Annotated in this window: 18 protein-coding genes and 1 pseudogene; 3 read left to right on the top strand and 16 right to left on the bottom strand. The window is 70.9% G+C overall.

Annotation, left to right across the window (positions count from 1 at the left end; translation table 11 throughout):
- Window positions 1-133: 133 nt before the first annotated feature.
- The 8 genes from CF165_RS40020 to CF165_RS39990 form a co-directional block, all read right to left on the bottom strand.
- Entirely contained in the window at window positions 134-1,027 is an 894-nt protein-coding gene (locus CF165_RS40020) for a formylglycine-generating enzyme family protein (RefSeq protein WP_439098542.1), read from the bottom strand.
- Window positions 1,024-1,245, bottom strand: coding sequence for a hypothetical protein (locus CF165_RS52190; RefSeq protein ID WP_205661113.1), 222 nt, complete (start codon window positions 1,243-1,245; stop codon window positions 1,024-1,026). Before CF165_RS52190 ends, CF165_RS40020 begins: the two co-directional genes overlap by 4 nt.
- A gap of 70 nt (window positions 1,246-1,315) precedes the next feature.
- On the bottom strand, window positions 1,316-1,675 hold the full coding sequence (locus tag CF165_RS40015) for a YidH family protein (RefSeq protein WP_093952841.1): 360 nt from the start codon (window positions 1,673-1,675) through the stop codon (window positions 1,316-1,318).
- On the bottom strand, window positions 1,675-4,119 hold the full coding sequence (locus CF165_RS40010) for a beta-glucosidase family protein (RefSeq protein ID WP_240522003.1): 2,445 nt from the start codon (window positions 4,117-4,119) through the stop codon (window positions 1,675-1,677). Before CF165_RS40010 ends, CF165_RS40015 begins: the two co-directional genes overlap by 1 nt.
- A gap of 16 nt (window positions 4,120-4,135) precedes the next feature.
- A complete protein-coding gene (locus tag CF165_RS40005) occupies window positions 4,136-5,473 on the bottom strand; it encodes an MFS transporter (RefSeq protein WP_093952797.1) in 1,338 nt (445 codons plus the stop codon).
- A gap of 51 nt (window positions 5,474-5,524) precedes the next feature.
- Window positions 5,525-7,267: a sulfatase gene (locus CF165_RS40000; RefSeq protein ID WP_093952796.1), complete on the bottom strand. Its 1,743-nt coding sequence runs from the start codon at window positions 7,265-7,267 to the stop codon at window positions 5,525-5,527.
- A 9-nt stretch (window positions 7,268-7,276) separates the two neighbouring features.
- Window positions 7,277-7,873 (bottom strand): PadR family transcriptional regulator, encoded by a 597-nt coding sequence (locus tag CF165_RS39995; RefSeq protein ID WP_093952795.1) that lies wholly within the window; start codon window positions 7,871-7,873, stop codon window positions 7,277-7,279.
- Window positions 7,874-8,448: 575 nt separating this feature from the next.
- Window positions 8,449-11,127, bottom strand: coding sequence for a family 78 glycoside hydrolase catalytic domain (locus CF165_RS39990; RefSeq protein WP_093952794.1), 2,679 nt, complete (start codon window positions 11,125-11,127; stop codon window positions 8,449-8,451).
- Window positions 11,128-11,371: 244 nt separating this feature from the next.
- Here CF165_RS39990 and CF165_RS39985 point away from each other — a divergent pair, with 244 nt between their 5' ends.
- From CF165_RS39985 to CF165_RS52180, 3 genes and pseudogenes are all read left to right on the top strand, one after another.
- Window positions 11,372-12,664 carry an MFS transporter gene (locus CF165_RS39985; RefSeq protein ID WP_093952793.1) on the top strand — a complete coding sequence of 431 codons (1,293 nt, stop codon included), beginning with the start codon at window positions 11,372-11,374 and terminating at the stop codon, window positions 12,662-12,664.
- Window positions 12,661-13,011 (top strand): annotated as a pseudogene (locus CF165_RS53915) (alpha/beta hydrolase family protein); the annotation flags it as partial. The gene CF165_RS39985 and the pseudogene CF165_RS53915, both read left to right, overlap by 4 nt.
- 82 nt (window positions 13,012-13,093) lie before the next feature.
- Entirely contained in the window at window positions 13,094-13,426 is a 333-nt protein-coding gene (locus CF165_RS52180) for an alpha/beta fold hydrolase (RefSeq protein ID WP_205661104.1), read from the top strand.
- A 5-nt stretch (window positions 13,427-13,431) separates the two neighbouring features.
- On the opposite strand, the gene CF165_RS39975 is transcribed toward CF165_RS52180, so the two are convergent.
- The 8 genes from CF165_RS39975 to CF165_RS39940 all read right to left on the bottom strand — a co-directional run bounded on the left by CF165_RS39975 (window position 13,432) and on the right by CF165_RS39940 (window position 21,752).
- The gene (locus CF165_RS39975; RefSeq protein ID WP_093952792.1) at window positions 13,432-14,436 is read right to left on the bottom strand and encodes a LacI family DNA-binding transcriptional regulator; all 1,005 of its coding nucleotides are present in this window, start codon (window positions 14,434-14,436) and stop codon (window positions 13,432-13,434) included.
- Window positions 14,437-14,633: 197 nt separating this feature from the next.
- Window positions 14,634-15,041: a (R)-mandelonitrile lyase gene (locus tag CF165_RS39970; protein WP_093952791.1), complete on the bottom strand. Its 408-nt coding sequence runs from the start codon at window positions 15,039-15,041 to the stop codon at window positions 14,634-14,636.
- Between the two features lie 16 nt (window positions 15,042-15,057).
- The gene (locus tag CF165_RS39965; RefSeq protein ID WP_093952790.1) at window positions 15,058-16,083 is read right to left on the bottom strand and encodes a zinc-dependent alcohol dehydrogenase family protein; all 1,026 of its coding nucleotides are present in this window, start codon (window positions 16,081-16,083) and stop codon (window positions 15,058-15,060) included.
- 26 nt (window positions 16,084-16,109) lie between these two features.
- Entirely contained in the window at window positions 16,110-16,430 is a 321-nt protein-coding gene (locus CF165_RS39960; protein WP_093952789.1) for a carboxymuconolactone decarboxylase family protein, read from the bottom strand.
- 27 nt (window positions 16,431-16,457) lie between these two features.
- The gene (locus tag CF165_RS39955; protein WP_143268782.1) at window positions 16,458-17,714 is read right to left on the bottom strand and encodes an MFS transporter; all 1,257 of its coding nucleotides are present in this window, start codon (window positions 17,712-17,714) and stop codon (window positions 16,458-16,460) included.
- 236 nt (window positions 17,715-17,950) lie between these two features.
- Complete coding sequence (locus tag CF165_RS39950) at window positions 17,951-20,146, bottom strand: xanthine dehydrogenase family protein molybdopterin-binding subunit (protein WP_093952788.1); 2,196 nt, start codon at window positions 20,144-20,146, stop codon at window positions 17,951-17,953.
- Window positions 20,143-21,123: an FAD binding domain-containing protein gene (locus tag CF165_RS39945; protein ID WP_093952787.1), complete on the bottom strand. Its 981-nt coding sequence runs from the start codon at window positions 21,121-21,123 to the stop codon at window positions 20,143-20,145. Before CF165_RS39945 ends, CF165_RS39950 begins: the two co-directional genes overlap by 4 nt.
- Before the next feature lie 5 nt (window positions 21,124-21,128).
- Window positions 21,129-21,752: a (2Fe-2S)-binding protein gene (locus CF165_RS39940; protein WP_093952786.1), complete on the bottom strand. Its 624-nt coding sequence runs from the start codon at window positions 21,750-21,752 to the stop codon at window positions 21,129-21,131.
- Window positions 21,753-21,819 lie beyond the last annotated feature (67 nt).

The following is a 21,819-nucleotide window of genomic DNA, read 5'->3' as shown; positions in this document are numbered from 1 at the left end:
ATCACAGACGAGGGCAGCTGGGGCTCGAGCAGCGATGTTCTCTCCCTCTTGCCCTTGCGCGACAGCGGCGTGTTCACCGAGGAGAAGGCGAATACGGGTCCGCGCCGCTGTGGGAAGCTGACCACCCTGTGTCTCATCGTGCGGGAACGTCGGCGGCGGCGCGGAAGCCGGTGTTGCCGCTGGTGCTGTCGGCTGAGTTGGCGGTGCGGGCGGCGACGCGGTAGCGGTTGCAGTAGGAGTCGTGGCACAGGTACGAGCCACCGCGCATCGGGCGGGCGGTGCGGGTGTGGTCGAACCAGCCGGCACACCATTCCCATACGTTGCCGGAGGTGTTGTGCAGCCCGAAGCCGTTCGTTGGGAAGGCGTCGACCGGCGCGGTGCCGACGTGGCCGTCTTCCGCGGTGTTGTGCACGGGGAAGCGGCCTTGCCAGATGTTGCACCGGTGCTCGCCGCCAGGGGTGAGCTCGTCGCCCCACGGGTAGCGGGCCTGGTCGAGGCCGCCTCGCGCGGCGTACTCCCATTCGACCTCGGTCGGCAAGCGGCGGCCGGCCCATGCGCAGTAAGCCTGGGCGTCGTTCCAGGAGACGTGGACCACCGGGTGGTTCCAGCGTTCGTCCAGTGAGCTGGCCGGCCCTTCCGGTGCCCGCCAGTAAGCACCTTCGACGCCGCACCACCACGGCGCCCGCTCCGGGCGGGGGGAGCGCTTGCGCAGGGCACCGGGAAGGAACTTCGCGAATACGTACGTCCAGCCGAAGCTCTCCGCGTCGGTGCGGTAGCCGGTGGCGGTCACGAACTCGGCGAACCGGGCGTTGCTCACGCAGTGCGGGTCGATCGCGAACGGCGCCACGGCGACCTCTCGCACCGGTCCCTCGCGGTCTTCGGGAAATCCCTCCGCGTCGTCGGTGCCCATCCGGAACGTCCCGCCCGGCAGCACTACCAGGCCCGTGAGGTCGCCGGTGTGGTGCGCGGGGACCTCACGCGCGGTGCGCTGTGCCGTGCCTCGGGACGGTGTGCAACAGTCGCTCACGCGGCACTCCTTTCGAGTACGAACCCGACGGCTGACGCCCCGGCCGCGCAACCGGCAGCGGCGGTCACGAGCAGTATCCATCGCGGTGAGCCGTGGTGCTCGGCGTGCCGGCCGGCGAGCCACGTGGTCACGGCGAGCGCGACGGCGCAGGCCGCGCCCACGAGGCCGAGCGGGCCGGGCCGGGCCAGGCCTGCCCGCAGTAAGAGCGCCGCGGTCACCAGAGCCGATAGGCCGGTGCGGCGCCAGCCAGGGCGGTTCGTTCCGGCTGTAGCCCGGGATCCCGGGCGCTCATGCGATGGTCCCGAGCACGACAACCAGCACGACGGCTCCGGTCAGGGCCGCGACCGCGCCGATGGCGACGGGCAGCCGGTCCCTCGGCAGCGGCCGGTCGTGCCGCATCGCGCGCTGGACGCGGGCCCACCGCCGGTAGGCGAACGCGGCCAGCAGGGTGCCCGCCGCGGCCAGCAGCACGGCCAGGCCGGTCCGCAGTCCGGTCACCGGGAACGAGGGCACCAGCTGGGTGAGCGCGACCGCGCCCGCCACCAACGCGAGAGCGGTCCGCAGCCACGCGAGGAACGTGCGCTCGTTCGCGAGGGTGAAGCGGTAGTCCGGCTCGCGGCCGTCCTCGTACCAGCGTGGGCCCGGCATCACACGGCCTTGAGATGCACGGCACCGGCGGTGGCGACCTCGGTCACGGAGGTGCCGACGAGGACGCCGAAGACGCCCGGTTCGTAGTTCCAGCCGCCGGGTTGCCAGTCGGCGAAGGCGCGGGCGGGCACCGGCAGCGTCACGGTCCGGCTCTGCCCGGGTTCGGCGCGGACGACGGCGTGGGCGGCCAGCCAGCGCACCGGCCGGTCGACCGCCGACTCGGGCCGCGACAGGTAGACCTGGACGACCTGCTTGCCGGCCCGGGACCCGGTGTTGGTGACCGACACGGTGACGGCGACGTCCGTCCCGGCCGCGGCGGTGGGCTCGACCTGGGGATCGGTCAAGGCCCAGGTGGTGTACCCCAAACCGTGGCCGAACGGGAACGCCGGTTCCGCGCCCGTCTTGAGCCAGGCCCGGTACCCGATGTGGATGCCTTCGCCGTAGTCGACCTTGCCGTCGGCCGGCGTCACGTCGAGGACGGGCACGTCCTCGGTGGTCTTCGGCCACGTCGTGGGCAGATGCCCGCCCGGCTCGGCCCGGCCGCACAGGACGTCGGCGAGGGCGTGCCCCATCTCCTGGCCGCCGAAGTACGGCACCAGGATCGCGGACACGTCGTCGCGCCACGGCAGGAGTACCGGCGAGCCGCTGTTGACGACCACGACGGTGGGAGTGCCGGTCGCGGCGACGGCGCGCACCAGATCATCCTGCCGACCGGGCAGTTCGAGGCCGGTGCGGTCGAAGCCCTCCGACTCGACCCGGGCGCTGGTGCCGACCACGACGATCGCGACGTCCGCGCCGATGGCGGTCCGCGCGGCTTCCTCGATGAGGCTTTCGGCGTCGTGGTCCGCGGGTTCGGTGCCCACCGTGATCGCGCAGGCGTTCTCCAGGCCCGGGGCTCGTGAGGCCAGCTCGAATTCCACGCGGACCTCGACCGGAGTTCCGGCGGTGACCGTCAGCGGGATGCCGGCCGAGGGCGGGAAGAGCAACGCGGCGCCGGGGTCGTCGCCTGCCTCCTGCGCGGCGACCACCTCGTGCGGCACTCCGTCGACGTGGATTCGTCCCCGTCCCACCGCGGCGTAGCCGAGCCGGATCGGTCCCGGTTCCGCCGGCGTCCACCGCGTCGACAGCTCGATCGTCGTGGCGGCGGCGATCGGGGCGTCGCCGCCGAAGTAGACGAGGGCGGTGGACCGCCGGTCCTCGGTGTACAGCTCGGCGCCGGTGTCGTCGAGGAACCGGACCCGCAGGCCGGGCTGCCCGGTGGCCGGGTTGACGATCTGCGCGAGCGGCAGTTCCGTGATCCCGTCCTGCACGATCACCCCGGGCGCGTAGTCGACCTGCACGCCGGGCAGGGCTGCGCGGATGCCGTCCAGGGGCCCGGTGACGCGTGCGGGCACCACGGTCGCCGAGCCGCCGCCCTGGGTGCGGGCGAACCGGGCGTTGTCCCCGAGCACGGCGACCCGGCGCAGGCGTCCGGCGTCCAGCGGCAGGATCCCGTCGTTGGCCAGTAGCACGGTGCCCTCGGCCGCGGCGGCCCTGGCGAACGCCACACTGTCCACAGTGGAGCGTCGAGCGAGTGCCGGTTCGAAGCCGTCGAGGCCGCCCGCGCGGGCGGCCAGGAGCAGCAGGCGACGCACCTTGCGGTCGATCGCCGCCTCCGGCACGCGGCCGTCGCGGACCGCGTCGACGAGAGCCGGGCCCCACGGACCGTCCGGGCCGGGCATGACCAGGTCCTGCTCGGACGTCGCGGCCTCGAGGGACCGGACGGCGGTCCAGTCGCTGATCACCACGCCGTCGAAGCCCCATTCGGTCTTCAGCGGCGTCTCCAGAAGGGGGTGCTCGGTCGCGCGCACACCGTTGACGGAGTTGTAGGCCGACATGACCATCCACGCACGGGCGTCCACGACGGCCTTCTCGAACGCCAGCAGGTACAGCTCCCGCAGAGCCCGTTCGGACACCTCCGTGCTGGCCGTGAACCGTTCGGTCTCGTAGTCGTTGCCGACGTAGTGCTTGGGGGCCGCGCCGACGCCGTGGTCCTGCAGGCCGTGCACGTAGGCCGCGGCGAGGTCCGCAGTGAGCACCGGGTCTTCGCTGAACGCTTCGAAGTGGCGGCCGCCGAGCGGGGAGCGGTGCAGGTTGATGGTCGGCCCGAGCACGACGTGCACGCCTTTGCGGCGTGCTTCCCCGGCGAGGACTTCACCGTAGCGGTAGGCCAGCTCAGAGTCCCACGACGACGAGAGCGTGGTGGCGGACGGCAGGTTGAGCGACGGCGACCGTTCGTCCCAGGTTTCCCCGCGCACCCCGGCCGGGCCGTCGGAGAACAGCAGGCTCCGCAGGCCGATGTGCTCCATCGGCCACGTCGACCAGAAGTCCTTTCCGGTCAGCAGCTGTACTTTTTGCTCGAGGGTGAGGCGGTCCACCAGGTGGGAGGGGTCCGGTTCGGGCACGGCATTTCCCTTCGTCTCAGGACAGGGCGACAGCGCGGCGACGGTCGAGTTCGGCGGTGACGCGTCGTACGTCGCGGGGGTAGGTCAGGTGCAGCGCGGTGAGGACGGCGGCGTTGACGAGCATGAGCACGACGAGGGTCCACAGGAACACGGCCTGGATGCCGAGGGAATCGGCCAGCTGCCCGGCGCCGAGGGAGAATACGGCCCAGCCGATGGTCTCGAACACCGTCACGAAGATGGCGAACGCCTGGCCCCGCAGCTCGGGCAGGATCACCGCGGCCACGATCGGCCGGTTCACCGGCGGGTTCAGCCCCTGGCCGAACCCCATCAAAGCCCACAGCACGCAGTAGACCGCGATACCGCCGTAGCCGAACTGGGTGGCGAAGAACGCCACCACGGCGAAGAACACCTGCGCGGCCTGGATGTAGGCGACCCGGCCACGGTCGGGCAGGACGCGGTCCAGCAGCGTCAGCAGCCAGCCGCCGCCGATCGTGCCCGCGAAGTAGCCGAGGCCGAACGGCAGGAGGACCGAGGCGGCGACGGCGTTGGTGAAGTGCCGCTCCGCCACCAGGAACTGCACGCCGAAGATCGCGATGAGCAGGTGGCCGGACAGCAGGCGCGACAGCATCATCAGGGAGAACGTCGGGATCTTGAACAGGGAGAACACCGAGCGCACCGAAACGGGTGTCTTCACCCGGTCGCGTTCGTCGAGGTCGGCGAGCTGGGCCTCGGCCGCCCCGATGCCGGGTTCGCGGAAGAAGACGGCGACGGCGAGGCCGGCGAGGATGCTCAGCCCGCTGATGGTCCACATGCCGTAGCGCCAGCCGTCGGTCAGGCCGGTGAACAGGGCCGTCACCTGTCCCAGCAGCGAGCTGACGAGGGTGACGAAGCCGTAGAAGTAGCCGACGGCCCGGCCGCGGGCGCGGTCGTCGAAGGAGTCGGTGATGACGGCGTTGGCGATGGGTGCGGACCCGATGATGGCTGCGGACATCAGGGTGTTGAACACGACGAGCTGAAGCCAGCTGGTCGCGAAGCCGGCGGCGATGCCGAACCCGCCGGCGACCACGGTGGACGCGACGATGGCGCCGCGCCTGCCGATCCGTCCGGCCAGCCACACCCAGGTCGGGCCGAAGGGGACGGCGACGACCTTGCCCAGCGCGGCCAGGAGGCCGAGGTGGCCGCTGTCGAGGCGGAGGGCGTGGGCGATCGAGGGGAACAGGGTGGTGGTCACCCCGGCCTCGGTGTTGTCGATCATGCTCACGCCGGTCAGCGTCGCGAGGTTGCGCCAGCGGTGGGGGACGGGGGCCGCGGTGGGCGGGCGGGCAGTGCCGGCCCGGGGAGCGTCGGTGGTCATGGGTTCTCTCCTGTCGTCATTGCCAGGGAGCGAAGGGGGGCGGTTTGCCGCTCAGCGCGCGAGGTCTTCGGCGATGCGCCGCAACGTGTTCGCGGGGATGACCGCGAGCCGGGCCAGGTGCAGCAGGCTGGCCGGGCCGGGCAGGCTGACCAGTTCGGTCTGGGCCAAGCCGGGCAGGTGGCGTTCGAGAACGGTCCGGGTGGCCGGGTCCGTGACGAGTTCGTGGACAGGGCGGCGCAGTTCTTGTAGCGCGGGCAGTTTCTCGACGTCGGTCAGCGGCTCGGCGACGGCGGCGGCCCGGTCCGCATGGGCTGCCACGAGCAGGTCGTCCGGTCCGGGCACCCGGTCGTAGGGCAGGCCGAGGCGTTCGAACTGACTGGCGGGGGCGTCGTTGGCGTGCATGAGCGCGGTCAGCAGGGCGAGCATGCGCAGCTCCACGTCGTCGTCGACGATCGGGTGCCGCTGGCGGGGATCGTGCCGGAGGTCGAACAGCAGCGTGCCGTGCTGCCAGGGGTTCATCCAGCCGCCGGCCGCGGGCATCCGCATCGTTCGCAGGCCCTTGGTGAAGGCGAACGGCTCGGCCGGTTCCCACTGCGCCAGTTCGGCCGGGCCGAACCGGCTGCGCATGTGCGTGGGCATCAGCGTGAACTCCTCCAGCGGCCGGTTCTCCGGCCCGGCGGCGGCGCGCATGTAGACGTACCGGCCGTCGGTGACGTTGACGTGCCCGCCGTGGATGCCGAACAAGGCGCCATCGCGCTGTCCGCTGCGGGCGGCGAGGTCGATGCCCTGCATGTCGGACGGCGGTTCCAGGCCGAAGAACCGCAGGAGCGTGGGGGCGATGTCGATGGTCTGGTGGAGTTCCTCCCGGCGGGTGCCGGCTTCGCCGGTGCGTGGGTCCCAGCAGAACATCGGCAGGTGCACGAGTTCGTTGAACCACGGCTGCACCGACTTGGCCCACCAGCCGTGTTCGCCGAGCAGGAAACCGTGGTCGGTGTTGACGATCAGCATCGTGTCGTGCCACAGGTCGTGGTCGTCCATGAAGTCGAGCACCCGGCCCAGCGAGTGGTCGCACATCGACACCAGAGCCGCGTATTCGTGGCGTGCGTGCTCGACCTGCTCCGCCGGCTCGGTGACCTTCTCGTAGCCGGGCCAGTCGAACTCGGGACCGTCGTAGTCGTGCGGATAGAGGTCCTTGTAGGACTGGTGCGTGAAGAACGGTTCGTGCGGGTCGAACAGCTCGATCTGCAGCAGCCAGCGGTCGGCGTCCACATTGGTCTCGAGGAAGTGCAGGCCGGCGTCGACCGTGCGGGTCTGCGAGTGCTCGGCCTCGGTGGCCATGTAGCCGCGGTTGATCACGTCCTGGCGACGCATCCCGCCGCGCGGGTCAGTGTCGTCGCCGCCCGGCCCGACGACGCCTTTCCAGGGATCGCCTTCCTGCCCGCGGAAGAACTCCCAGGTGGTGTAGCGGGTGTGATAGGTGGCGCCGCCGTCTTCCCAGTAGTGCGGGTGGTCGGAAGCCAGGTGGGTGTGCACGCCGGCGTCCCGTAGCAGCTGCGGCATCGAGTCGTCGAACGGCTCGAGCGGGCCCCAGCTGCGGTGCAGGAAGTTGTGGCGGCCGGTGTGCAGTTCCCGGCGGGCCGGCATGCACGGCATCGACCCGGCGTAGAAGTTGTCGAAGGTGGCCGTCTTCTCGGCCAGCCGGGAGAAGTTGGGAGCCCGGACGAACGTCTCGGAGGCGTACGGCGGCAGCATGTGCCGGTTGAGGCTGTCGAACATCAGGACGATCGCCCGCATGGTGGCTCCTCAGGCGTGTCGGTGTGCGTCTACTTCGGACACGGGGATGGCTTCGCCGTCGAGCAGCCGCTGCCGCAAGGCTTCGCAGGCGACGACGTGGGCGTCGATGGCGGCCGCACCGGCTTGGTGCTCCCATTCCCCGACGAGGTCGGCCAGCGCGTCGTCGAAGGGGAGTGCGGGGTCGCGGGGAAGCTTGCGATCGCGGAACCGGTAGCGGGCGATCTGTTCCCGCCGGGTGGTGATCTCGGTTTCCAGCAGTTCGATGACCTCTTCGACGGTCATGAAGCCGGCGAAGCTGAGCCGCACCCCGAACTCGGGCTCCTGGAACCGGGTGGGTGGTGCGTAGGGCCCCTTGAGCCAGTCGAGGAAGACGGTCGCGCCCTCGGCGGTCACCGCGTACAGCTTCGCGTCCTGCGCGCCCGGGCGCGGCTCTACCGAGTGGCTGACCCAGCCGTCCGTCTCCATCCGGCCGAGCGACCGGTACACCTGGCTCATCTGGGTGTTGGACCGCAGGAAGCGCCCGAAGGTGTCCAGGTACTTCTTGAGGTCGTATCCCGTGCTCGGCCGCTGCAGCAGCACGCCCAGCAGGAGGTTCTCGAGCTTCATCACCCGCTCCTCTGCTCTGCCATCGGCATCTTTATTCCACTTGTGGAATACCATGACACTTGTGGAATGGGTCTGTCAATGCCTGCCCAGCCGGACGGGTGAGGAGCCTCCGAGGACGAAGCCGGTGTCGCGCTGGCCGCACTCCCTGTCGCTGTGGCCAGCCGAGACCGCGACGGAGCTGTCGCCCTCGGCGGTCGCGAATCCGCGGTCGGCCGACTGGCTGCCATTCGTTCCGGACGCGGTCGGACCTGCTTGACGAGTTCACCGGGCAGCCTCGTTGCACCCGGTGAGCCTCCCAACCGCGAACATCCTGGCTCCGCCCGGTGGTGCTGCGGGCCGTCGACCGGTTGAAGCGGGATGCCATATGGGACGAGCGGGCCACGCTGCCCGACGACGACGCGCTGGCGGCGTACTGCACGAGCACTCCTGCCGACACCGCGGTGCTCGCCGAACAGGACTGGTCCTCGGTGGACGTGGCGCACGGTCCTTGCACGCCACCCAGCACCGTCCGTAGATCGCGCACGCTTCCGTCGGGTCGGCCACCCCGACCGCATTGGCCACCAGCGAGCAGGTTGCTACGGGCGACCCGCCACCGGAACGCAGTCCCGCCATGCGGGAGTGGTGTCCACGAACCGGTGCGTACCAGGTCCTCGCGTCTCGTGGCGGCCGCTCGGCAGGATGACCGTCGCGGTGGTGCCGGGCGGGACGGTCACGCGCAGGTGCAGCTCACCGCCTTCGAGCGACCACGCGGACTCTATCCGGCCGTACGGGGATTCGTGGGCGGCATCGGCCCACGTCAAGCCTCCGCCGGGCCGCGGCTGGATCCGGAAGTGCCGGTAGCCGGGCGCGTCGTCGGGCAGTTCGATGCCCGCGACGTAGCGGTGCAGGAACGAGACGACGGCGCCCTTGGAGTAGTGGTTCAGCGACTGGCTGGCCTCGCCGCTCGCCGAGACCCCGTTCCAGTCCTCCCAGACGGTCGTGGCGCCGCGGTCGATCATCACCAGCCACGACGGCGCGGTGTCCTGCTGCAACAGTTCGTAGGCGACGTCCGGATGCCCGGTGTCGGCGAGCACCGGCAGCAGGTACGGGGTGGCGAGGAATCCCGTCCCCAGGTGCGTGTCCGCGGCTCGCACCAGTTCGACCAGGCGGGCGGCGACGGCGTCGCGCAGGTCGTCCGGAACGAGGTCGAAGGCGAGGGCACGGACGTGGTTGGCCTGGGTGTCGGGCGTCAGCCGTCCGTCGTCCCCGAGGTACTCGGTCCGCCAAGCGGCCCTGATTTCCTCGCTCAGCGCCCGGTAGTGCCTTGCCTCGTCGTCCCGGCCGAGAACTTCGGCGATCCGGCCCGCGAGGCGGGTGCTGTGGGCGTAGAACGCCGTGGCGAGGTCACCGCGGTCGAGCTTCGGGAAGGCGGCGAGGTCGATGTCCTCGCCCGGGACGAGCCATTCGCCCCAGTGGAAGCCGGTGTCCCACAGGTACTTCTCGTGCGATGCGGGTTCGGGCCGCGTGGCGGCGCGGTCCGGGTGCCGCTTGGTCCGGGCGGCTCGTTCGACGCGGTCTAGCCAGCGCACGATCGTCGGCCAGGCTTCGGCCATGACCCGGGTGTCACCGTAGGCCCGGTACAGCTCCCACGGCACGATGACGGCGGCGTCGCCCCAGCCGGCGGATCCGTTGAGCCAGGCGACTTCTTCGATGAGGTGCTCGCCGGGGACGGCCGGGCTGATGTTGGCGACCGTCCCGTCGGGCCATTGGTCGGCGGCGACGTCGCGCAGCCACTTCGCGGAGAAGCCGGCGACGTCGAATAGGAACGCCGCGGTGGGGACGAACAGCTGCCAGTCGCCGGTCCAGCCGGCCCGTTCGCGGTGCGGGCAGTCGGTCGGGATGTCGCAGGCGTTGTCCCGCAGGCTCCAAACGACGGCTTCGTGGAGCTTGGTGATCTGCTCGTCACTGCAGGAGAACCAGCCGGTGCGGCGCAGATCGGTGTGCACGACGACGCCGGTGATGTCCTGGGGTGTCAGGTCTTCCGGATGGCCTTCGACGCGGACGTACTGGAAGCCGTGGGTGGTGCGACGCGGTTCGAAAACGTCGCCGGGTGTCCCCGCGGAGACGACTTCGTCGATCTGGCCCGCCGCCAGCGGTTCCGGCCGTCCGGGCAGCATCGGGCGGAGGTTCTCGGTCGTGACGTCGCCCGAGGCGTCGAGCCATTCCCCGTGGACGAGGCGGATCTTCGTCCCCGCTGGGCCGAGCCGGTCCAGTCTGATCCAGCCGTTGATGTTCTGACCGAAGTCGACCACCTGGCGGTGCTCGTCCAGCCGGCGCACCGACACCGGCACCAGTTCCTGGACCCGCCGCACCGGCGGGGCGGGGGAGCCCACGAGTTCGCGGAAACCGCGCGGATCGGTCGTGGCAGCCACCCATGTCGAGTCGTCGAAACCGGTGCCGGACCAGCCGCGGGGCAGCCGGCGCAGGTCCCAGCGTTCCCCTTCGATCAGGTCCGCCGCCACGACGTGCCCCTGGGCGCTTCGCCACCCGGGCGCGGTGCCCACCACGGTTTCGGTGCCGTCGGCATGGGTCAGGTGCAGCTGCGCGAGCAGAGCGGGGCGGTCACCCCACTGGTCGGCGAACCGGAAGTACCCGATCAGGCCGCGGTACCAGCCGTCGGCCAGGATGACGCCGAGGACGTTGCTGCCTTGCCGCATGTTCGCGGTGACGTCGTAGGTCTGCACCTGCAGGGTCGTGCGGTACTGCGTGAACCCGGGCGCCAGTTCCGCGTCGCCGACGCGCTCACCGTTGAGGAAGCCTTCGTAGACACCGTGCGCCGTTGCGTACAGCCGTGCCGAGACGACCGGGGCGGCGACGCCGAACTCGTACCGCAGGAGCGTGGCGGGCCGGTTTCCAGGCGCCCCCACGGGATTCTCGCCGGGCGTGATCCACTCGGACCGCCAGTCCGCGGTATCGAGCAACCCGGTCTCGAAGACGGCCGGTGCCGACCAGTCGCCTTCGGTGCCGTCGGCCCAGACCTTCACCTGCCACTCGACGCGCTGACGTGAGTGCAGTGGCGGACCGTCGTAGGGCACGAGCGTGCTCTCGGCGGATTCGACGCGTCCGGTGTCCCAGCCGTTGTCCGCCCGGATCCGGTAGGCGGTCTGCTCGGCCGTCCCGGCGGGCAACCGCCAGGAGAACCGGGGTTCGGTGACGTGGAGCCCGAGGGCGTCGTCGAGGTGTTCGACGCGCAGCTTCAGCGCAGCGGTGGTCACGGTCTGGCACCTTCCGGTCGCAGCAGTGAAACGATTCACTGCGCTCTTAACTCAAGTTACGGTCGCGCGGCGGCGGCCGTCAACGGGCTTGTCAAGGCGTTTATCGGGAGCTACCGTTGCTCGTCAACCGCGCTGACACGAGTCAGTGGATGGTTCAGCGAAGTTCCGTTCCGCGACTCAGTCATCTCGTGCGGTGGTTAAAACGTGTTAATCAGACTTTTCGCGTACTCGACGAGGAGAGCCGATGTCTGAACCGATGCAAGGGGCGAATCGCCCGTGGAAGACGGCGATCCTGGCCGGGATGGCGTCGTACCTCGACGCCGCGGCCCTGGTCACCTCCGGCATCGCCATCGGTGGGTCCTACGCCGGGGCGCTCGGGCTCTCGGCCGGGACGATCGGGGCCCTGCTGGGGGTGCAGACCTTGATGTTCGCCGCGGGCGCCCTGGTCGGCGGACGGCTCGGCGACCGGTTCGGCCGGCGGATGGTCTTCAGCCTGTCGCTGGTGTTGTACGCGGTCGGCGTGGCACTGCTGCTGATCGCGGCCGCGCCCGTCCTCCTGTACGCCGGGGTGGTCGCGGTCGGGTTCGCGATCGGCGCGGACCTGCCGGTCTCGCTGGCGTTGATCAACGAGGAGGCCCCGCCCGGGAAGAAGGGCAAGCTGGTGGTCTTCTCCAACATGCTCTGGCTCGCCGGGATCGTCGCGGTGGTCGTCCTGAGTTCGATCGTGGGGTCCTGGGGCGTGCTCGGCGGCCGGATCATGTTCGCCCACCTGCTGGCTGTGTCGGTCATCGTGCTGCTCCTGCGGATGACGCTGCGGGAATCGGCGGAGTGGGCGACGGCTCGTCGGGTCGCGGACGAGGGAAGCGTGGCCGCCGAACGGATCCACTTCAGCCGGGTCGGGCAGTTGTTCCGCCCGCCGGTGCTGTTCGCCGTGGTCGCGACCGGGCTCTACTACGCGACCTGGAACCTCGGCGCGTCCACCCTTGGCAGCTTCGGCACCTACCTGTGGACGACGCTGACCGGCGGGGGAGTCGCGCAGTTCTCGCAGCTGACCCTGCTCGGCCTGCCCGTCGGGTTCGTCGCGGGCCTGATCTTCATGCGGGCTATCGACCGCCCGTCCCGGCACGGCTGGTTCGTCGCCGGTTCGGTTTTGATCCTGGTCGCCTGGGCCCTGCCGGCACTGTTCGGCCCGAGCCGGTTCACGCTGGTCGCGGTCCTGCTCGTTTCGGGTCTGGGCAATGCGTTCGCGGGGGAGAGCATCTACAAGGTGTGGTCGCAGGAGCTCGTGCCGACGCTGCTGCGCAGCACCTCCAGCGGCGTGACCATGGCCTTCACCCGCGTGATCGCCGGCCTGGCCGCGTTCGGCACCCCGGCGCTCGCAGCGGCCAATCCGAGGCTCCTGTTCTGGCTGTTGTTCGGGTTCACCCTGCTCGCGACGGTCATCGGCCTGTTCTGGGTGCCGCGGCTGCCGAAGGCGACCGATCTCGAACGCGTGCCCGTCGACGTCCCCCACGACACGCCGAAGGCCGCCGCGTGATCCACTACCACGAGTTTCGTCACCAGGATCTGACGCTGCGGTCCACGCTGCACATCCCGGAGAGCGGCGAGCGGTTCCCGACGGTCGTGTTCGTCCACGGTTTCGGCTCGAACCGGCTCGAACTGCCCGACTTCGTCCGGATGTCCCGGCTGCTGGAGGCCCACGGCATCGCCTGGGTCCGGGTCGACCTCTCCGGCCACGGCGAAAGCGACGGCGACTTCTTCGACGTCACCATCACCGGCGAGATCGCGGAGGTCCGGACGGTGCTGCGCGCCGTCGGGACCTCCGGGTTCGCCGACCCCGCCCGGATCGGGCTGGTCGGGATGAGCATGGGCGGTGTCGTGGCGGGCATCGTGGCCGCCGAAGAGCCGGACGTCCGGGCGACGTGCCTGTGGTCCCCGGCCGCCGTCGCCCCCTTCGAGGTCGGCGGTGGTCACCTCCAGGGCCGCAGCCTCGCCGTGGAGTTCGAGGAGAAGGGGCTACTTCGACACCGGCGGCACCAGGATGAGCCCGGCGCTGGCCGAGGACATCGCCCGGCTCGACGTCTACGGGCGCTCGGCGGGCTACGGCGGTCCGGTCCGGATCATCCACGGGGACAAGGACGACATCGCTCCGGTCGAGTACGCGCGCCGGTATCTCGAGCACTACGCCGGCAACGCGGAGCTGGAGGTGGTGGCGGGCGCGGACCACGCGTGGGCGACGGTGCCCCACCGCACGCGGCTGCACCAGTCCACTTTGGAGTTCTTCCAGCGCGAGCTTTGAGGAGTTCAGGCAGACTCGCGGATCTCCACCCGGATCGCGTCCTCGACGAGCCCGGCGGGCAGCGACTCACCGTTGAGGGCGGCCACGACGCTGCGGGCGTAGTGCTCGGCGATGGTGTCGAAGTCGCGGACCACGGTGGTGAGCGGCGGCTGGGCCACGGCGGCGCCGGGGATGTCGTCCACCCCCACGACCGCCAGGTCCCGCGGGCACCGCCGGCCGAGGCGCGCCACACCGGCCAGCACGGCCATGGCGATGTCGTCGTTGAACGCGCAGATCCCGGTCACCGGCGGGTCGGCGGCGAGCCAGGCTTCGACGGCTTCGGCGGCCGCGTCCGGATCGAGCGGCACGGTCCGGACGTCGGGGGCGGGCAGGCCCAGTTCGGCGCAGACTTCGCGGACGCCTGCCAGGCGCGGGTCGGCGAAGACGCCGACCCGCGCGTCGTCGGGGTAGGCGTAGCCCAGCCGCCGGTGGCCGCTCGTGGCAAGGTGTCGGGCCTGGACCGCGCCGATGGGGTTCTCGGGCGTGCCGATCTCCCGCCACCGCCGCCTCGCCGACGCGTGCATGGCCACGATGACCTGGACGCCGGCGGCTTGCATTGCCGCCGCGTCGGCGTCGGAGAACTCGTCCAGCGCCAGGACGGCGGCCGGGGTGATGGCCTTCCACACCTCGCTCAGCGGCCGGGCGGCCCGGGTCGCCGAATGCACGACGAAGGCCAGCTTGTGCCGCGCGAATGCGGTTGTCATGCCCTGGATCAGGCGCCCGACCGCGGGCCCGAGCGGCCACTCGGGCAGCAGGCACAGCACGACATCGGACCGCCCGCTGCGCAACGTCCGGGCGGCCGCGGATGGCGCGTAACCGATCCGCGCAGCCGCGTCCAGCACGCGTCGGCGGGTGCTGTCGGGGATCGACTGGTTCGGCGTGTCGTTGAGGACGTAGCTGACCGTGGAGCGGGAAACGCCGGCCTCGCGTGCGACGTCGGCGCTCGTGACCCGCCTGTCCTTTCCTGCCATCCGGTGATCTTAACTGGCACGTGTCAGTACGTGGCGTAGCGCTGCTGTGGCCGGAGCATCGGCAGGAAGTGAGCGCGGCTCCCAGGACGAGCATGGCGGCCAGGATGAGGTTGCCGGTCGCGTTGACGATGGCGATGCCGACCGCGGCGAAGAGCTCGTCAGACGGGGTTCCTGGTCGACGGTTTCGCCCCGCGTCGCTACTGCTGGTGGGCGTCTTGGTACTGCTGGTCGGTAACGGGTTCGAGCCAGGTGGTGCCGTCTCCGCCTTCTTCGGGGCCTTCGAGCATGGCGATGTGGCTCATGCAGGTGGTGTTGGTGCCGCCGTGCCAGTGTTCTTCGCCGGGTGGGGTCCAGACGGTTTCGCCGGCGCGCATGCGGATGACCTGGCCGTCGCGGTTGACGACAAGGCCGATGCCGTCGGTGACGTGGAGGGTTTGCCCGACGGCGTGGGAGTGCCAGTTGGTGCGGGCGCCGGGGGTGAACCGGACCAGGGAGGCGACCAGGCGCGACGGCGGTTCGGGAGTTTTGATCATGGTGAGGTAGACGTCGCCGGTGAAGCGCTCGGCGGGGGTCTTGACGGTGTCGTTGACGGGGATGTGCTGCATCGTGGTTCTCCGGTTGTCAGGGGCGCAGGAGGGTTTTGATGGCGCGGCGTTCGTCCATGGCCCGGTAGCCTTCGGCGACTTGGTCGAGGGGGAGTTCGAGGTCGAAGACCTTGCCGGGGTCGATGGTGCCGCGCCAGACGCGGTCGATGAGGTCGGGCAGGAACCGACGGACGGGCGCGGGGCCGCCGAGGAGGCGGACGTGGGAGTAGAACAGTTCCTCGCCGGGCAGGGTGACGTCGTGGGCGACGCCGACGTAGCCGACCGCGCCGCCAGGTCGGGCCGAGCGGATCGCCTGCATCATCGACTCCTGGGTGCCGACGGCTTCGATGACCGAGTGGGCGCCGAGGCCGCCGGTCAGTTCCTTGACCGCCGCCACGCCGTCGTCGCCGCGTTCGGTGACGATGTCGGTGGCGCCGAATTCGGTGGCGGGCTTTTGGCGGGCTTCGTGGCGGCTCATCGCGATGATCCGCTCGGCACCGAGTTCGCGCGCCGCGAGGATGCCGAGCAGGCCGACGGCGCCGTCGCCGACCACCGCGACGGTGGAGCCGGGCTGGACGCCGGCGGCCACAGCGCCGAACCAGCCGGTGCCCAGGACGTCGGAGGCGGCCAGCAGGCTGGGCAGCAGGTTGTCGGAGGGGGCTTCGGGGGTGGCGACGAGGGTGCCGTCGGCCAGCGGGACACGCAGGTATTCGGCGCCGCCGGCGCCGCCGGCGCCGACGGGTTCGCGGTGGACGCAGGAGGTCTGGAACCCGGCCTGGCAGATTTCGCAGGTGTTGTCGGAGGCGAAGAAGGAGCCGATGACGAACTGGCCGGGCTTGATGGTGGTGACGTCGGCGCCGACCTCTTCGACGATGCCGGCGTATTCGTGGCCCATCGGGGTGGGGGAGGTGACGGCGTTGATGCCGCGGTAGTCCCAGAGATCCGAGCCGCACACGCAGGTGACGGCCATGCGGATCACCGCATCGGTGGGAGCTTGAATGGTGGGATCGGCGCGGTCCTCGAAGCGGACGTCGCCGGGGGCGTGGATGACTGCTCCGCGCATGGTCGTGTGCTCCTTCGAAAGGGTGGTCAGTTCCGGAAGACCTTTTTGGCGGCGGCCATGGCCGCCATCGCCTGCGGCCAACCCGCGTAGAAGGCCAGGTGGGTGATCGCTTCGATCAGCTCGGCCTCGGTATTGCCGTTCTCCTTGGCCAGGCCAAGGTGGAAGACGAGCTGTTCGGTGTTGCCGTTGGTGGCCAGCGCGGCCACAGTGACGAGGCTGCGTTCCTTGGGGGTGAGGTCGGTGCGCTTCCACACTTCGCCGAACAGGACGTCGTCGGTGAAGTGCACCAGCGCGGGCGCGAAGTCGCCGAACATCTTCTCCGCGCCGGAGGGCTGGGTGTCGGTCATGGTGGTGTCCCCTTCTTTGATCTTGTTCTAGTGGCGAGTGCCCAGGCCCTCGACCGCGGTGAAGGCGGCCGTAGCGGCGACGGCTGCGGCCAGGAGCAGGCTGACCCGCATCCCGGCCGCTAAACCCGAGGGTGCGGCCAGCGCGCCGAAGACGGCGACGGCCAGCGCGCCGCCGAGCTGGCGACTGGTGTTGAGCACTCCGCTCGCAGTCCCGGCCCGGTGCGTGGGCACCGCGGCCAGCAGGACCGCGATCACCGGGGGGATCACCGTGGGACCGCCCAGCCCGACGAGAATCATCAGTGCGGCGGTCACCCACGTGGGTGCGGTTGCGGGGAGAAGCGCGAGGGCGGCGAGGCCGGCCGTCATCACCGCCAGACCGGTCACGACCACGGGCCGGGCACCGGTTCGCTCGACCACGCGGGGCACGACCGGGGTCAGCACGAGCCCGGTCAGCATCATCGGCAGGAACACCACCCCGGTGTCCAGCGACGACAGACCGCGGTCCTGCAGCACCAGGCTCAGCACGAACGGCATCCCGTAGTAACCGATCATGAACGCGAACCCGATGACCACCGCCGCGACCACGGTGCGGGAGCGAAACAGCTCCAGCGGGAGCATCGGATGCGCGACCCGGGCTTCCAGCAGCACGAACGCGGCCAGCGTGACCACGGCGACCCCGAACGCCGCCAGCACGGCCGGCCGGCCGAAGCCTCCTTGACCGGCTTCGACGGCGCCGAAGACGAGTGCGGCCATCGCGAGAGCGCCGGCGAGCTGGCCCGCGGCGTCGAACGGCACCCGGTGGCGGGCCGACCGGGCGACCCGGCGGAGCAGGAGCAACGCCACCGCTCCGACCGGGAGGTTGATCAGGAAGATCCACCGCCAGCTCACCGTCGTCAGCACGCCGCCCAGGAGCGGGCCGGCCGACGACGCCGCGGCGCCGCCCATCGCCCACAGCGCGACTGCGCGGGCCCGGCGAACCGGGTCGGGGTAGGCCTGGGCGATGAGTGCCATGGACGAGGGCATCACCACCGCGGCGGCCAGCCCTTGGGCGAAGCGGAACGCCACCAGCACCCCGAGCTGCGGGGCCAGCCCGCAGGCCAGCGACGCCACGGTGAATACGGCGATCCCGAGCCCGAATGCCCGCTTGGCGCCGATCCGGTCGGCCAGCGAGCCGGCCGAGAGCAGGGCCGCGGCGAACGTGAGCGTGTAGCCGTCGACCACCCATTGCAGGCCCGCGATGCCACCGCCCAGGTCGGTCCGGACGGCCGGCAGAGCGATGGTCACGACGACCGCGCCCGGGGGTGACCACGAAGAACCCGAGCAACGCGGTGACGAGCGTCGCGACGGCGCTGTCGGTGGGTGCGGCGGTCTTCTCGGAAGTGGTCACGCCTTGATGCAACGCCTGTGGGTGGCCGCGCGGGAGGTCGCGTCTTTCCGGGTCACGACAGAAACCCCTCACCGCCTGACAGCGACTCCGCCGAACGCCCTCCGGCTGCTGGCCGCCTGGGCGGCCACCACCCTCACAGCAGCGCCTCGGCGGTGATCGGGAAGTCGCGGACGCGTCGTCCGGTGGCGTGGAAGACCGCGTTGGCGATCGCCGGGGCCACGCCGACCAGCACGAGTTCGGCCAGGCCCTTGACGCCGAGGGGATCTGCTTCGCGGTCTTCGCCGTCGAGGTAGATGGCGCGGAGGTTCTGGATGTCGGCGTTGACGGGGACGAGGTAGTCGGCGAGGTTGGCGTTGACGATGCGGCCGTCGCGCGGGTCGGTGACGGTGTGCTCGAGCAGGGCGGCGCCGATGCCGCCGACCATGCCGCCGAGGGCTTGGCTGTCGGCGAGCTTCGGGTTGACGATGCGGCCCGCGTCGTAGACGCCGAGCATGCGCCGGATCCGGACCAGGCCGAGACGCGCGTCAACGGCGACTTCGGCGAACACGGCGCCGTAGCCGTACATCGAGAACCGGTCATGCTCCGGTGGTGCCCACGACCCGATCACCTCGAGGTGATCGCGGCCGGTGCGGGCCAGCAGCTGCCGGTAGGTCTCCCCGCGCGTCGGGTCGTTCTTGACCGACATCCGTCCTTTTCGGACGATGATCTCGCCGGGACTGACACCGTGCATCGGGGATCGCGGGTCGTTGACCGCGAGTGTGATGGCCTGGCGGCGCACCTTGTCGCAGCCGTCCTGGACGGCGGAGCCGACGCTGGCCATGGTCATCGAGCCGCCGTGGGGCGGGGTCGGGGGCATGAGCGAGTCGCCGAGCCGGAAATCCACGGTCTCCATGGTCAGGCCGAGCGCGTCGGCGGCGACCTGCGGCATGGAGGTGTACGTGCCGGGCCCCATGTCGCTGGTCGCGGACTGGACCAGCGCGGTGCCGTCGGCGTTGAGCCGGACGTGGGCCTGGGCCGGCGCGCGGGCGGTGTCGTAGACCGCGGCGGCCATGCCGGTGCCGATCAGCCAGTCGCCGTCGCGAGTGGCGCCTGGCTTGGGGTTGCGGCGTTGCCAGCCGAACTCCCGGGCGCCGACGTCGTAGCATTCGCGCAGCCGGCGGGTGGAGAACGGCTGCCCGGTGGATTCATCGGCCGTCGGTTCGTTGCGCTTGCGCAGTTCGATGGGGTCGACGGCGAGCTGGTGCGCGAGTTCGTCCATCGCGGATTCGATGACGAGGGCGGCGGAGGCGTAGCCGGGGCCCCGCATCCAGATCGGGGTGTTCACGTCCAGGGGCACGGTCGCATACGCCTGACGGACGTTCGGCATGGAATAGAGCATCTGGCCCGGCGCCAGCATCGCTTCGGTGAACGTCTCGTAGCTGGAGGTTTCGCCGCGGATTTCGTGGGTCATCGCGGCGAGCCGTCCGGTGCGGTCGCTGCCCAGCCGCAGCCGGTAGGAGTACGCGGGCCGGAACCCGGTGCCGAAGTACAGCTGCCTGCGGGCGAGGACGAGTTTGACCGGGCGGCCCGTCTCGCGGGCGGCCAGCGCGGCGATGGTGGTGTGCGGCCACGCCCGCAGGCCGCTGCCGAACGCACCGCCGACGAAGGGCGAGATCACCCGGATCGACGTCTGCGGGATGCCGAACACGGCGGCGAGTTCCTGCTGCGTGCCACCGACCACCCATTGGGTCTTGTCCCAGACCGTAAGCTGGTTGCCGTTCCACTGGGCGATGGTGGCGTGCGGTTCCATGGGGTTGTGGTGGTTGCGGGCGGTCCGGTAGGCCAGGTCCAGGCGGACCTGCGCGGTGGTCAGCGCGCTGTCGGCGTCGCCGCGTGCGTAGGTCGCCGGCGGGTCGGCCGGGGCCGTGGCCACGTCGGTGACCGGCTGCTCGGCGGCGTAGGTGACCTTGACCAGGCGGGCGCCTTCCTGGGCGGCCTCGTGGCTGGTGGCGACCACGACGGCGACCGGCTGGCCGAAGAACCGGACCCGGTCGTCCTGGAAGACCCGCAGCCGCGAGTTGGGCGCCGGGTTGTTCGATCCCGGATTGTCCAGATACGGCAACCGCGGTGCGTTGAGGTGACTGATCACCCGCTGAACACCCGGGTGGGCGCGGGCGGCACGGTCGTCGATGTCCCTCACGCGACCGCGGCCGACGCTGCTGTCGACGACGGCGGCGTACAGGACGCCGTCCGTCGGGTGGTCCGCGGCGTAACGGGCACGCCCGGTGACCTTGAGGCGTCCGTCCACTCGGGACTGCGGGGTGCCGACGGCGGTTCGGGGCTGGGTCATCGGGTGCCTCCCACGGCGCGCAGCTGGCGTTCGACCGTGCGCTTGAGCAGTTCGACCTTGAACCCGTTGTGCTGCAACGGGCGAGCGCCGTCCGCCGCTCGCTGCGCGGCCTCGGACCACAGCGAATCCGACGGCCGCTTGCCGAGCAGATACCGTTCGACGGCGGGCAGTTTCCACGGGACGGTGCCGACACCGCCGGCCGCGACCTTCGCCGCGCGGATCACCCCGCCCTGGATCGACAGCGCCACGGCCGCGGACGTCAGGGCGAATTCGTAGCTCTGCCGGTCCCGCACCTTGAGGTAGCCGGACCGCGCCGGGCGCGGAAGCGCCGGGAGTTCGACGGCGGTGATCAGCTCGCCCGGCTGCAGGGCCTGTTCCCGGTCCGGGGTGCTGCCCGGCTGCAGGTGGAAGCCGGCGAAGGGAACGGCGCGTTCGCCGCCGGGGCCCTGCAGGTGCACGATCGCCTCGAGCGCGGCGAACGCGACCGCGACGTCCGACGGGTGCGTGGCGACGCACGCTGCGGAGCCGCCGAGGATGGCGTGGCCGCGGTTGTAGCAGTCGAGGGCGGCGCATCCCGAGCCCGGTTCGCGTTTGTTGCAGTTCGCGGTCACGTCACGGAAGTACGTGCAGCGGGTGCGCTGCATGATGTTGCCGCCGATGGTGGCCATGTTGCGCAGCTGCGCGGACGCGCTCAGCTCCAGTGCCTCCGAGACCACCGGAAAGGCGAGTCGCACCCGTGGGTCCGCGGCGGCGTCGGCCATCCGGACCAGCGCGCCGATCCGCAGGCCGCCACCCGGGGTGGGGGTGATGCCGGTGAACGGCAGCGGGCCGATGTCGACCAGCGTTCCGGGGCGTTCCACGGTCTCGCGCATCAGGTCGACCAGGGTCGTGCCGCCGGCGATGAAGCGCCCGCCGCGCTGCCCGGCCGCGATGGCGGCCCGGATATCGGAGACCTTGGTGTAGGAGAAGGACTCCATCGGTGTCAGCTCCCCGCTTGCTGGATGGCTTTGACGATCTTGACGTAGCACCCGCAGCGGCAGATGTTGCCGCTCATCCACTCCCGGATCTCCTCCGGCGATCCGGTGTGGCCCTCCTTGATGCAGCCGACGCCGGACATGATCTGGCCGGGGGTGCAGTACCCGCACTGGAACGCGTCCTGGTCGACGAACGCCTGCTGCAGTGGGTGCAGCGGCCCGTCGTCGCCGGGGGCAAGACCCTCGATGGTGGTGACCTGCGCGCCGTCCAGCCGCACCGCCAGGGTCAGGCAGCCGTTGACCCGTCGGTCATCGACGAGAACCGTGCACGCGCCGCAAGCGCCGGCGTCGCAGCCCTTCTTCGTCCCGGTCAGCCCGAAGTGTTCACGCAGCAGGTCCAGCAGCGAGGTCCGGTTGTCCACGGTCACCGTGCGCCGGGTTCCGTTGACGGTCAGGGAGACCCGGCTGCTCGACGCGTCGGTCGCGGCCGCGGCGGTTTCGGCGCCCAGCAGCGACGGTCCGGCCACGGCGGCAGCACCGCTCACGGCCGAGGCGGCGATGAACGTCCGCCGGGAGAGGGCTGTAGGTGGCTCTTCGACACTGTCAGGCGGCTGGGGATTTTCGGAGGCCATGGGGGCGAGCACACCAGGTGTCCGCGCGGGGTGGGACTCACTGGCAAGGGGTGTACCAGCAGTACCT

The organism is Amycolatopsis vastitatis, from assembly GCF_002234595.1.
Taxonomy (GTDB): domain Bacteria; phylum Actinomycetota; class Actinomycetes; order Mycobacteriales; family Pseudonocardiaceae; genus Amycolatopsis; species Amycolatopsis vastitatis.
This window is presented reverse-complemented; position numbering and strand designations above follow the sequence as displayed.

Bases quoted from the DNA above. Each gene is read 5' to 3' on its own strand.
- CF165_RS40015 (WP_093952841.1), bottom strand. From the start codon at position 1,675: ATGCCGGGCCCACGCTGGTACGAGGACGGCCGCGAGCCGGACTACCGC.
- CF165_RS40005 (WP_093952797.1), bottom strand. From the start codon at position 5,473: ATGACCACCGACGCTCCCCGGGCCGGCACTGCCCGCCCGCCCACCGCG.
- CF165_RS40000 (WP_093952796.1), bottom strand. From the start codon at position 7,267: ATGCGGGCGATCGTCCTGATGTTCGACAGCCTCAACCGGCACATGCTG.
- CF165_RS39995 (WP_093952795.1), bottom strand. From the start codon at position 7,873: ATGAAGCTCGAGAACCTCCTGCTGGGCGTGCTGCTGCAGCGGCCGAGC.
- CF165_RS39985 (WP_093952793.1), top strand. From the start codon at position 11,372: ATGTCTGAACCGATGCAAGGGGCGAATCGCCCGTGGAAGACGGCGATC.
- CF165_RS39975 (WP_093952792.1), bottom strand. From the start codon at position 14,436: ATGGCAGGAAAGGACAGGCGGGTCACGAGCGCCGACGTCGCACGCGAG.
- CF165_RS39970 (WP_093952791.1), bottom strand. From the start codon at position 15,041: ATGCAGCACATCCCCGTCAACGACACCGTCAAGACCCCCGCCGAGCGC.
- CF165_RS39965 (WP_093952790.1), bottom strand. From the start codon at position 16,083: ATGCGCGGAGCAGTCATCCACGCCCCCGGCGACGTCCGCTTCGAGGAC.
- CF165_RS39960 (WP_093952789.1), bottom strand. From the start codon at position 16,430: ATGACCGACACCCAGCCCTCCGGCGCGGAGAAGATGTTCGGCGACTTC.
- CF165_RS39950 (WP_093952788.1), bottom strand. From the start codon at position 20,146: ATGACCCAGCCCCGAACCGCCGTCGGCACCCCGCAGTCCCGAGTGGAC.
- CF165_RS39945 (WP_093952787.1), bottom strand. From the start codon at position 21,123: ATGGAGTCCTTCTCCTACACCAAGGTCTCCGATATCCGGGCCGCCATC.
- CF165_RS39940 (WP_093952786.1), bottom strand. From the start codon at position 21,752: ATGGCCTCCGAAAATCCCCAGCCGCCTGACAGTGTCGAAGAGCCACCT.